Below are 11,980 nucleotides of genomic sequence, written 5' to 3'. Positions count from 1 at the left end.
TAGGCGAGGAGTTTCTCCTGCCGGAGTGCCTGCACTCGCGCAGAGCATGGAACACTGACGGGAGATTCCTTCTCGTGATTCAGCGCGAAGGAGGGGTGACCGAGCGGACGAAGGTGGCAGTCTTGAAAACTGCTGGGGGGCAACCCCCCGTGGGTTCGAATCCCACCCCCTCCGCCGGATGAAATCGCAAGAGCACCAAGGAACCGAGGGTCGGGCGGCAGCTGAACGACCATGACGTTTCGTTTTCCAGGAACCCAGCCCTCCCGCTCGCTCTGTCCGGATTCGAACCGGCCCACCGGAGGGTCCGTAGTCGGGGTGGTACATCGAACCATCCAAGGAGGCGGTACGTACATGCCTAAGACGAAGCTGCTCGTCCTCGTGACCGTCCTGACTTTGGCGGCCGTGGCTTGCGGCGGCGACAACTCTACGCCGAGCGCCGGAGGCACCACTCAGTCGCCCGGTACGTCGCCGCAGCCCACCGCCAATCCCATCAATACCGAGGGCACGATCGATGCGACCGCGATTAGTGAGTTCTCGATCGAGCTCGACGACTACTACTTCAAGCCAACCTTCATCAAGGTCAGGCCGGGCCAAACGTTGAACATCGAGCTCGAGCAGGAGGGGGCCAACGCGCACACCTTCACTATCACGGCCCTGAACATCGACCATCAGCTCATCGCCCGGGGTGAGAAGAAGGAGATCAACCTCACGCTGCCAACCGGCACGACCGACGTCGTGTTCTTCTGCCGGTTCCACGGGTCGGGCGGGATGCGCGGAGCGTTCTTCTTCGGTGCGGCCCCAAGCGCCATCTCGACCCCGCCGGAGCAGGACCCGTACTAAACGTCAGGGATCGAGCCGGTCGAATCCGGTGTAGTGCCGCAGCGCGTGTGGGATCTCGACGCTTCCGTCGGCCCGCTGGTGATTCTCGAGTAGCGCGACGATCGCACGTCCAACCGCGATGGCCGTCCCGTTCAACGTGTGCAGCAACTGCGGCCCCGACTCCGTGCGGAACCGGGTCTTCAGGCGGCGCGCCTGATAATCGGTGCAGTTCGAGCACGACGTGACTTCGCGGTACGCCGCCTGTCCCGGCAACCAGGCCTCGATGTCGTACTTCTTCGCCGCCGAGGCGCCGAGCTCGCCCGCGCAGATGTTCACGACACGGTACGGGATCTCGAGTGCCTGGAAGATCTCCTCCTGACACGCGAGGAGGAACTCATGCTCGTCCCACGAGACGTCCGGATGGGAGAACGAGAACATCTCTACCTTGTCGAACTGATGCACGCGGAAGATACCTCGCGTGTCCTTCCCGTACGCGCCGGCCTCGCGCCGGAAGCAGGTCGAGATGCCGGCGTATCGCAGCGGCAGCGCCTCGGCGTCGATGAACTCGTCCTGATGCATGGCGGCGATCGAAACCTCGCTGGTGCCGACGAGGTAGAGGTCATCGTCGGCGAGCTTGTAGATCTGCTGCTCGTCGGTCGGAAGGAAGCCCGTCCCTTCCATCGCCTCGCGACGCACGAGCACCGGCGGGATAACCGGAGCGAATCCGTGATGCCCGAGCTTGTCGACGACGAATCGCACCAGCGCGAGCTCGAGTAGGGCGCCCTTCCCCTTGATGTAGGCGAACCGGGCGCCCGAGACCTTCGATGCTCTCTCCGTGTCGAGGATGTCGAGCGTTTGTCCGATCTCCAGATGATCGCGAACCGTGAAGTCGAACGCGGGCGGCAATCCCCAGAGGCGGAGCTCGATGTTGCTTTCGTCGCCGGTTCCGTCGGGCACCGACTCGTGCGGCAGGTTCGGGATCTCGAGGAGCAGCTTCGTCAGCTCGACGGAGGCGGCGTCCTCCTCGGCTTGGAGGTTCTTGATCTCCTCGGAGAGTTCCTTGAGCTCGTCGAGGAGCCTCTGTTTGGCATCGCCCTCGAGCCGGGGAACCTCCTTGCCTACCTGCTTCTGCCTCGCGCGTAACGCGTCGAGCCGGGTCTGGGCGTCGCGGCGACGAGCGTCGATCTCGAGCAGGTCGTCGATGCGCGGGTCCATGCCGCGGCGGGCGAGCACGGCCTTGACGTACCCGGGATCCTCGCGAACCAGGCGGAGATCGATCATCCGGCCCGAGGGTAGGAGCCCATCACCTTCACGTCGAGGATCTTGGTCCGCAGCGACTGGAGCGCGTGCTTCACCTCGTCCTCGTCGCCGTGGCCCTCGATGTCGATGAAGAAACAATACTCACCGAGCCGTTCCTTGGTCGGTCGCGACTCGAGCTTCGTGAGGTTGATCCCTCGGTCCGAGAACTCATGCAGGATCGCCAGCAGCGCGCCGGGGCGGTCCTTCGCGATGAAACACACGACGCTGGTCTTGTCGGTTCCCGTCGGCGGAACGGGATCCCGGCCGACGAGCACGAACCGTGTCGAGTTCTCGCGGCGGTCCTCGATGTCTGGTGCGAGGACGACGAGTCCGTAGAGCTTGGCCGCCAGCTCGGTGCCGATCGCGGCCCACGGCTCGATCGGACCGCGGTCGGCAACGATGCGCGCCGCCTCGGCGGTCGAGTTCGCGGCGCGGATCTCGGCGTTCGGGACGTTGGAGATCAAGAACTTCCGGCACTGACCGGTCGCGTGCGGATGCGACACCACCGCGGCGATCGCGTCCAAGCTCACGCCCGGCTTCGCGAGGAGCGCGTGACGGATCGGCAGCACGATCTCGCGCTGGATGATCACATCGACGGCATCGAACGCCAGGGTGTCCAGCGTGATGTTGACCGACCCCTCGATCGAGTTCTCGATCGGGACGACCCCGCCCTCGACGGCTTTCGACTCGACGGCGGCGATCACGTCGGGGACGGTCGAGAGCGGAAGCAGTTCCGCTCCTTCCGCCTCTCGGCACGACAGGAGCGCCTCCTCCGTGAACGTGCCGGGAGGTCCGAGGTACGCGAGGCGCGTCATTGGGACCGGAACCTCGGAGCGAGCGCACGGCGGATCGCCTCTTGCTCCTCGCCCGACAGGTGGTAGCGGCTAGCTCCACGCTCGATCGGCTTGGCGTAGATACGCGTCTCCTGACGGCCGTTTATCGAGCTGAAAACGAACCCGTCCCCCTCGCCGTCGAGCATCGCCGCCGCGAACGACAGATGGCCGCCCATGTCCTCGAACGCGTCGAAGCGAACGAGCCCGACGTGTTGGACCGACACGGCCGAGACGACTTCGAGGTCGTCCACGCGTTTCGCGACGTCCGCGAGACCGCGGACGAGGTCGGCCGCGTCGTCCAGCGTTTCGCCGCGACTCGACTGGACACCGCGGAGCACGCGACGGACGCGACGCAAGCGGCCGTTCGCCCGCAGCGCGAACGCCAGCGCGAGCACGGCGACGCCGGCAGCGGCCAACGCGACGATTGAGAGCGTATCGGGATCGAGCGGCATTATTGCCTCGTCGTCGGAACGACACGCGAGTATATCGGCTGCTAAGGTCGAGATGCCGTGGACCGAGCCTCGCTGGACGCACTCCTCGATGCGGTGGCGGCCGGGCAGGTCACGCCGCACGAGGCGGCCGAACGCCTGGAACGTCTGCCGTTCACCGACCTCAGCTACGCGAAGGTCGACACCCATCGCCAGTTGCGAACCGGGCTCCCGGAGGTCGTCTACGCACCCGGCAAGACCCGCGAACAGCTCCGCGGCATCACCCGGACCCTGCTCGCCTCGCCGGGCGGGCCCCTCCTGATCACGCGCGCAGGCCGCGAGGCGTACGACGCCGTTCGCGACCTCGCGCCCGAAGCCGTCTACTCGGAGCAAGGCCGGATCGTGGTACTCCGTTCCGAGCTGGGCGCGCCGATCGGAAGCGTCGGCGTGGTCACGGCGGGCACGTCCGATCTGCCGGTCGCCGAAGAGGCGTCCGTCACACTCGAGGCCGCAGGCGCGAAAGTCGATCGCATCGCAGACGTCGGCGTCGCCGGGCTCCACCGGATCCTGTCGGTATCGGACCAGATCCGTGCCTACGACGTCCTCATCGTCGTAGCAGGCATGGAGGGCGCGCTGCCGTCTCTCGTCGGAGGCATGGTGGCCTGCCCGGTGATCGCGGTTCCCACCTCGATCGGGTACGGATCATCCTTCGGCGGGCTGGCCGCACTCCTCGCGATGCTCAACTCGTGCGCGCCCGGCGTGGCCGTCGTCAACATCGACAACGGGTTCGGCGCCGGCGTGCTCGCGGTGCGCATGCTCCGCGCCCGGGCGAGCGCCTGAGTCGCACGTGACGACCCTCGCGTTCTTCGATTGCTTCTCCGGCATCGCCGGCGACATGGTGCTGGGCGCGATGGTCGACGCCGGCGTTCCGCTCGAGGCCATCGCCGTCCCACTCGAGAAGCTGCCGATCGATCCGTTCGAGCTCGAGCCGGTGCGCGTCGAGCGACTCGGCATCGCGGCGACGGCGGTGCGGGTGCGCGCAGAGGACAGCGGCGTTGCCCGCACCTACACGTCCATCCGCGCGCTCCTCGAAGGGGCCCCCATCCCCGCACGCGCGAAACAACTTGCGCTGAGGATCTTCCAGCGGCTCGCCGAGGCAGAGGCGACCGTTCACGGCAAGGACGTCGCGCACGTGCGCTTCCACGAGCTCGGCGCCGTCGACACGATCATCGACATCGTCGGCGCCGCGCTGGGTCTCGAGTACCTGGGCGTGGAGCGGGTGCACGCTTCGGCCGTCGCGACGGGCATGGGGATGATGCGTACCGAGCACGGCGTGTATCCGATCCCGGGCCCCGCCGTGGTCGAGCTGCTGAAGGACGTGCCGATCTACTCCCGCGGTATCCCGAACGAGCTGGTCACGCCGACCGGAGCCGCGATCCTGGCCACGACGGCCGAGTCGTTCGGCGACATCCCCCCGATGCGGATCGCCCGCGTGGGCTACGGCGCCGGCACCCGCGAGCTCGACATCCCCAACGTGCTGCGCCTGCTGATCGGCGAAGCCGTCGCTGATGAGTCGGTATTCGGCCCCGTTCCGGCGGTGGTCCTCGAGGCGAACATCGACGACATGAACCCCGAGCTCTACGAGTACGTGCTCGAGCGCCTGTTCGCGTCCGGCGCGCAGGACGCGTGGGTGACCCCGATCACGATGAAACGCGGCCGTCCGGCCGCGACGCTGCATGTGCTCTGCGGGCCGGGCGACGAGATCGCCTGCCGGGACGTCATCTTCGCCGAAACGACGACCCTGGGGATGCGCCGCAACCCGGTCGAGAAGTGGACGCTTCCGCGCGAGATCATCACCGTGGAGATCGACGGGGGGACCGTGCGCGTCAAGATCGCGCGTTCGGCCGGGGGTAGCGTTACGGGCATCGCGCCCGAGTACGCCGACTGCGCATCGCTCGCGCGTGAAACGGGCCGGCCCCTCAAGCAGATCTTCTCCGAAGCCCACAGCGCAGCGAGCACGACACTCGATCGCCGCTGAGCGATACACAAACAACGCGATCCGGTCGGGTTTCGCCCGTCCCATAGACGCGCCTATCGCCGAGGACTAGAAAGGTGCTGGGTGCAAGCACCGGGGAAGTGATCTCCGGCAGGAGGGCGCCCCGTTTGGGCCGGACGGTGACGGTGGGGAGGTTCCACATGCCCAAGTATCTCTGGTGCGTCTCGTATTCGACCGAGGGTGTGAAGGGTGTCCTGAAGGAGGGCGGCACGGGGCGCCGGGAGGCGGTCGAGAAGTTGGCCGCCGACCTCGGAGCGACGATCGAGTCCTTCCACTTCTCGTTCGGCGAGGACGACGCGTACGTGATCGTAGACATCCCCGACAACACCACGGCCGCCGCGATCAGTCTCGCGGTCGCGGGGGTGGGGGCTGCAAGGGTGAAGACAGTGGTCCTGATGACACCCGAAGAGATCGACGAGGCGACGAAGATGTCGATCACCTACAGGCCGCCCGGCAAATAGAGCGGGCTTAAGAAGTCGCGGGACGGTATAGCATCCCGTCCCGCTCGGCATCAGTCCCGCTCGGCATTCCTGTCTCCCGGCAGGCGTAACGCCGACCCGGGTCGAACGTACCCCTGACAGAATGGGGATCCACGGGGACGACACGGCAACTCCCGCCGACGGCTTCGATTTCCTTTGGCCGCCCCTCGATCGGGCGTGTCGCGTAGCCTTCGAGGCCTGCTGGGCGGTCGACCTCGCGGGAGGGGCCGGATCCTTTCCGTGTCGCCTACTTGGTCTCGAGCAACGCCCGCCACTCAAGCAGATCCTGTCCGAGGCCGGCTTGCAGGTCGGCGACATTCGTCATCGCCGAACCCCGCATAGCTCCCTTTACCTTGCCTCGCTCATGGTGAGCGGGAACGGACGTTCCGTGGCAAACCATTCCAGACTCCACGGTTTTCGGATGCGGCTCAGGTAAAAACTAAGGAGAATGCCTCGCATTTTGGGACCTGCTGAGTAGTGTTGACGCTCTGGCGGCGATCCACAGCTTGATACGAGGGGGAGCTTCATGAGGACCAAGGGCACGGCACCTATTCGGCGCGGCGCTACGCTCATTTGCCTCGCCGCCCTTTTGATGACGTTTGCTGGCGTGGCGTCTGCAGCGCCCGATGTGATCTCGGTGTCGCCTTCATCCTCAGCGAACACCGGCCCGCGCGAGCTCGACCTCACCGGCACCGGCTTCGTGTCGGGCGCGTCCGTACTGCTTCAGCGGGACGGACAGAGTGACATCGTGGGGACGTCGGTCACGGTCGGCGCCCTCGGCGCGGAGATTCTGGCCACGTTCAACCTGACGGCCGCCGCGCCCGGCGCCTGGGACGTTCGGGTAACCAACCCGGACACGAGCACCGATGTGTGCTCCGCATGCTTCACGGTCACCGCTCAGGCGCCGACGGTTGGCTCGACGTCTCCGAGCTCACGCGGGCAAGGCGCGACCTCGCAGAACATCGCGATAACCGGGACCAACTTCGCCCAAGGCGCGCAGGCGTCGTTCTCGGGAACCGGGATCACGGTCAACTCGACCATCTTCCTCAATACCACCCAGGTGACCGCCAACATCACCCTTTCTCCGACCGCCAGCGTCGGCGCGAGGAACGTCACCGTCACCAATACCGACGCGCAGTCCGGTAGCTGCACCGGCTGCTTCACGGTGAACGCGTCTCCCGTGGTAACGAGCGTGGCTCCTGCCCAACTACCGAACACGGCACCGGCGCAACTGACGTTCACGGGGACCGGCTTCGTCAGCGGGATCTCCGTGCAGCTCGAGCTCGCCGGCCAGCCGGCCATCCCCGGCACCGCCGTCGAAGTCGTCGACGCGACCACCATGACTGCGACGTTCGACCTCACCGACGTCGCCCCCGAGGACTGGGACGTCCACGTGACCAACGCGGATGCCGGAACGAGCGTCTGCGCGGGATGTTTCACGATCACGGCGTCTGATCCGGAAGTCACGAGCGCGAGCCCTGCCTCCCGCGGCCAGGGGGCCACAGATCAGGATATCGCCATCAACGGAAGCGATTTCGCGATGGGAGCATCCGTTTCGTTCTCCGGCACTGGAATCACCGTCAACAGCACGACCTTCGTCGACTCGACCGAGCTCACCGCGAATATCACGATCGCGGGTGACGCGACGACGGGACTTCGCGACATCACGGTGACAAACACGGACGGGAAGACCGGAAGCTGCACGGGATGCTTCACGGTCAACGCGGGCCCAACCGTGAGCGGGGCGAACCCGAGCTCGCGCGGCCAAGGTGCGACCTCCCAGAGCATCACCATCACCGGGACCGGCTTCGTCAACGGTGCGGCAGTGACGTTCTCGGGCACCGGCATCACCGTCAACAGCACGACCTTCGTCGGGGCCACCACGCTGACCGCCAACATCACGATCTCCGGCACGGCCGCCACCGGCGCTCGCGACATCACTGTTACCAACCCCGACGCCGGCATCGGCACCTGTGCGGGCTGCTTCACCGTCAACACGGGGCCGACGGTGACCGGGACGAACCCGAGCTCGCTCGGCCAAGGCGCGACCACTGAGGACATCACCGTCACCGGAACCGGCTTCGTCGACGGCGCGGCCGTGACGTTCTCGGGCACCGGCATCACCGTTAACAGCACGACCTTCGTCGGGGCCACCACACTCACCGCCAACATCACGATCTCCGGCGCGGCCGCCACCGGCCTGCGTGACGTCACCGTTACCAACCCCGATGGCGGCAAGAAGACCTGCGTGGCGTGCTTCACCGTGAACGCTGCCCCCACCGTGACCGACGTGACGCCGGACAATCTCGGCCAGGGCGCCGCAGATCAGGATCTGACGGTTACCGGCACGGGTTTCCAGGATGGCGCCACGGTCTCGTTCTCCGGAACCGGGATCGATGTCGACGAAGTCACGTTCGTGAACGCGACCACACTGACGGTCAACGTGAACGTCTCTGGGACGGCGACGCCCGGGGCTCGTGACGTCACGATCACCAACCCGGACGCCGGGACCCCCGCGGTCTGCGAGGATTGCTTCACCGTCAACGCAGCCCCGACCGCGACCTCCGTTTCGCCGAACGACCTGGGACAGGGCGCGACGGATGTCGATCTCACGGTCACGGGAACGGGCTTCCAGGACGGCGCCACCGTTGCGTTCTCCGGCACGGGGATCACCGTCAACGATGTGACGTTCGTCGGCCCGACCACGCTGACCGTCAACGTGACCGTCTCCAGCACGGCAACGACGGGGGCGCGCACCGTCACGGTGACCAACCCCGACGAGGGGACGCCGGCCACCTGTGTGGCGTGCTTCACGGTCAACACGGGACCGACGGTGACCGACGTGTCGCCGTCCGCCGCGACGAACACGGAACCGGTCGAGCTGACGCTGACCGGCACCGGATTCGCGTCGGGCGCGACGATCCACCTGGAACGAACGGGACAGTCGGACATCGTCGGAACGTCCGTGGTCGTCACCGATCCCACCGAGGCGTCGGCGGAGTTCGAGATCACGGCAGCCGCGCCGGGCGACTGGGACGTCGTCTTCATCAACGCGGACGTAGGTACTGCCACGTGCGTCGCATGCTTCACGATCGCGGGCTCTGCTCCGAGCGTGAGCGACGTTTCGCCGGCGTCGCGCGGTCAGGGCGCAGTCGATGAGGACGTCACGATCACCGGCCTCAACTTCGCGATGGGCGCGGTCGTTTCGTTCTCCGGCACCGGGATCACCATCAACGACACGACGTTCGTCGATTCGACCGAACTCACGGTGAACATCACGATCTCCGGCACCGCACCGACGGGCGCGCGCAATGTGACGGTCACCAACACGGACGCGCAATCTGGGACCTGCACCGGATGCTTCACGGTGACCGCCAAGCCCAACGTGACCGACGTCGTGCCGGACTCTCTGGCGCTGGGCGCGACCGAGGCCGACGTGTCGGTGATCGGAACGGGCTTCCAGAGCACTACGACTGTTGGATTCTCGGGCACGGGGATCACGGTCAACGGGACGACGTTCGTCAACGCGACCAAGATCGTCGTGAACGTTACTCTCGCGCCCGATGCTCCCGTCGGAGCCCGGAACGTCACCGTGACCAACCTCGACGGAGGGACACCTGCCGTGTGCACCGGTTGCTTCACGGTTCGCGAGCCGATGACTGCGATGACGCCCGGCGTCGTCCGAGGCAACGTCTGGTATCTCGCCGATGAAGCGCCGCCCGGCGCCGTCACCAGCTTCGCGTTCGGCCGGCCCACCGACACGCCGATCGTCGGCGACTGGGACGGCGACGGCGATCACGAACCGGGGGTCGTCCGAGGCAACGTCTGGTATCTGGCCGACGAAGCGCCGCCGGTCGTCGTGAGCAGCTTCGCGTTCGGCCGAGCGACCGACATCCCGATCGTCGGGAACTGGGACGGCGCAGGCGGCGACGAGATCGGCGTCGTCCGCGGCAACGTCTGGTACCTCGCCGAGGATGTGCCGCCGGTCGTCGTGAGCAGCTTCGCGTTCGGCCGAGCGACCGACACGCCGATCGTCGGCAACTGGGACGGCGCAGGCGGCGACGAGATCGGCGTCGTCCGAGGCAACGTCTGGTACCTCGCGAACGACGTGCCGCCGACCAGCTCGTTCAGCTTCGCGTTCGGCCGGCCCACCGACACGCCGATCACCGGAGACTTCGATGGGGACGGCGACGACGAGATCGGTGTCGTCAGGGAAAACGTCTGGTACTTGGCCGACGAGGCGCCGCCGACCGCCGCTTTCAGCTTCGCGTTCGGCCGTGCGACGGACATCCAGATCGTCGGCGACTGGGACGGCCCGTAGCGGATGATCAAGGGCGTTGAGCGAAGCACAAACCCCGTGATCCCCGGCCGGCCGGCGCTCAGGACGCCCGGGTGACGCCGATCACGATAAAGCACGGAGATCCTGCCGCGACATCATCTTCTCCGTGACGACGACGCCGGGCACGCACTGCCACCCCGTCGAGAAGTTGACGTTTGGCTCGCGAGGTCATCACCGCGCGGAGGCGCTCCGCTAAGGCTTGCTTCGCTCGCGTCTCGGCCATCTCGGCGACGACATCGCCGGCGGGCGGGCCCGCGCGTTCCGTGATCGGCCGGTCCCACAAAGGACGTAGCGAGACTGCTCAACCCGGCCGTTCATCGGCCGCGCCATCGTCGATAGTCTGCGGGTGGCACCCGAAGGGGGAAGGAGCGTGCCGGGTGGAGTGCGGTCGCCGGTTCATGAGGGTACGCGGAGTTGCCGTTTCGGCGACGCTCCTGATGGTGCTCGCTGTGGCATCGGCCCGGAGTCCGGCGCATGCGGCGACACAGGTAGGGTTCAAGGGGCCCTCGTACGCGGGGTTCGGGGCCGAGAGCACGGGCGGCTCGGTCACGGGAGAGAAACCCGAGTCGAAGCTCTGGCACCACGCGGGCTCGTGGTGGGCGGTCATGGTGAGCGCGCCATCGTCGGGTGCCAAGACGATCTGGCGCCTCGGCGGGAACTCGTGGATCGACACCCATGTCGTGGTCGATACCCGGTCGTGGACGAAAGAGGATGTGCTGTCGGACGGGAACACGCTTTACGTCGCCTCTCGCGGCGGCGCCGAGGCGGCCGGCAACCAGCTGCGCCGGTTCACCTACGCGAACGGGACCTACGCACTGAACGCCGGCTTTCCGGTGCCGATCCCCGGGACGAACCAGGAGACGCTGACGATCGCGAGGGATTCCACGAAGACGCTCTGGATCACCTACGAGAAGAACGGTGCGATCTACGTCAGTCGCTCCCAGGGGACGGACACGTCTTGGACCTCGGAGTTCGTGCTTCCCGTATCCCAGGCAACGCACGCGAGCGACGACGACATCTCGGCCGTGATCGCGTTCACGGACGCGGCCGGCCCGGCCGTCGGCGTGATGTTCTCGGCTCAGCAGGCTGAGGCAGACTATTTCGCGATCCACCGGGACGGGACGCCGGATTCACAGTGGACGGTGGAGAGCCCCTTGAGTGGAGACGGCGCCGCCGACGACCACATCAACCTCAAGACCGTCGAAGGCCGCGTCTACGCCTCGGTCAAGACCGAGGATCCGAGCGGGAACGAGACGCAGGTCTGGCTCCTGGTGCGGTCCATTACCGGCTCGTGGCAGAAGCACTCGGTGGCGACCGCGGTCGAGGCGAATACCCGGCCGATCACCACGCTGCACCTCGACGCGGCCGCTCGCCGGATCCACGTCTTCATGACCGTTGGCGAGGGGGAGGCCGCTCGCGGGATCGTCTCCAAGTCCTCTCCCATGGATCCGGTGGCCTTCGATCCCTCGGCTACGTTCGTCGTGCGCGGTCCGAACGACGAACCGATCAACGACGTCACCGCGACAAAGCAGGCGACGAACGCGGCGACGGGGATCGTCATCTTGGCTTCCGACGGCGCCAACTACTGGTGGAACAAGGTTCCCGGCGTGCAAGTGGCTTCGGTCGGAGTCGTGCGCGGCAACGTCTGGTATCTCACGGACGAGAACCTCAACGTCACGGCGTTCGCGTTCGGCCGTTCCACCGACACGCCCATCGTCGGCGACTGG

Annotated in this window: 9 protein-coding genes and 1 tRNA gene; 7 read left to right on the top strand and 3 right to left on the bottom strand. The window is 66.7% G+C overall.

From position 1 onward, the window contains the following. Positions 1-89: 89 nt before the first annotated feature. Both WEB06_06505 and WEB06_06500 read left to right on the top strand, forming a co-directional pair. Positions 90-174 (top strand) — tRNA-Ser (locus WEB06_06505). 177 nt (positions 175-351) lie between these two features. Continuing rightward, the gene (locus WEB06_06500) at positions 352-840 is read left to right on the top strand and encodes a cupredoxin domain-containing protein (GenBank protein MEX2555264.1); all 489 of its coding nucleotides are present in this window, start codon (positions 352-354) and stop codon (positions 838-840) included. Positions 841-843: 3 nt separating this feature from the next. On the opposite strand, the gene serS is transcribed toward WEB06_06500, so the two are convergent. The 3 genes from serS to WEB06_06485 are packed head-to-tail and all read right to left on the bottom strand — an operon-like array spanning position 844 to position 3,403. Then, a complete protein-coding gene (gene serS / locus WEB06_06495) occupies positions 844-2,100 on the bottom strand; it encodes a serine--tRNA ligase (protein ID MEX2555263.1) in 1,257 nt (418 codons plus the stop codon). Continuing rightward, positions 2,097-2,933 (bottom strand): prephenate dehydratase, encoded by an 837-nt coding sequence (gene pheA / locus WEB06_06490; GenBank protein ID MEX2555262.1) that lies wholly within the window; start codon positions 2,931-2,933, stop codon positions 2,097-2,099. Before pheA ends, serS begins: the two co-directional genes overlap by 4 nt. Then, a complete protein-coding gene (locus tag WEB06_06485; protein MEX2555261.1) occupies positions 2,930-3,403 on the bottom strand; it encodes a DUF4446 family protein in 474 nt (157 codons plus the stop codon). The genes pheA and WEB06_06485 overlap by 4 nt, the downstream gene beginning before the upstream one ends. 57 nt (positions 3,404-3,460) lie before the next feature. Here WEB06_06485 and larB point away from each other — a divergent pair, with 57 nt between their 5' ends. The 5 genes from larB to WEB06_06460 form a co-directional block, all read left to right on the top strand. Next, positions 3,461-4,219: a nickel pincer cofactor biosynthesis protein LarB gene (gene larB, locus WEB06_06480; GenBank protein ID MEX2555260.1), complete on the top strand. Its 759-nt coding sequence runs from the start codon at positions 3,461-3,463 to the stop codon at positions 4,217-4,219. A 7-nt stretch (positions 4,220-4,226) separates the two neighbouring features. Further along, positions 4,227-5,417: a nickel pincer cofactor biosynthesis protein LarC gene (gene larC / locus WEB06_06475; GenBank protein ID MEX2555259.1), complete on the top strand. Its 1,191-nt coding sequence runs from the start codon at positions 4,227-4,229 to the stop codon at positions 5,415-5,417. A 158-nt stretch (positions 5,418-5,575) separates the two neighbouring features. Continuing rightward, positions 5,576-5,896: a GYD domain-containing protein gene (locus WEB06_06470; protein MEX2555258.1), complete on the top strand. Its 321-nt coding sequence runs from the start codon at positions 5,576-5,578 to the stop codon at positions 5,894-5,896. Between the two features lie 625 nt (positions 5,897-6,521). Then, a complete protein-coding gene (locus WEB06_06465) occupies positions 6,522-10,235 on the top strand; it encodes a hypothetical protein (GenBank protein MEX2555257.1) in 3,714 nt (1,237 codons plus the stop codon). A gap of 416 nt (positions 10,236-10,651) precedes the next feature. Next, a partial coding sequence (locus tag WEB06_06460) for a hypothetical protein (GenBank protein ID MEX2555256.1) occupies positions 10,652-11,980 on the top strand: 1,329 nt, incomplete at its 3' end.

Source organism: Actinomycetota bacterium, from assembly GCA_040905475.1.
Taxonomy (GTDB): Bacteria; Actinomycetota; AC-67; order AC-67; family AC-67; genus DATFGK01.
The sequence above is the reverse complement of the archived record's forward strand: the minus strand, read 5'-3'. Positions and strand labels throughout refer to the sequence as shown.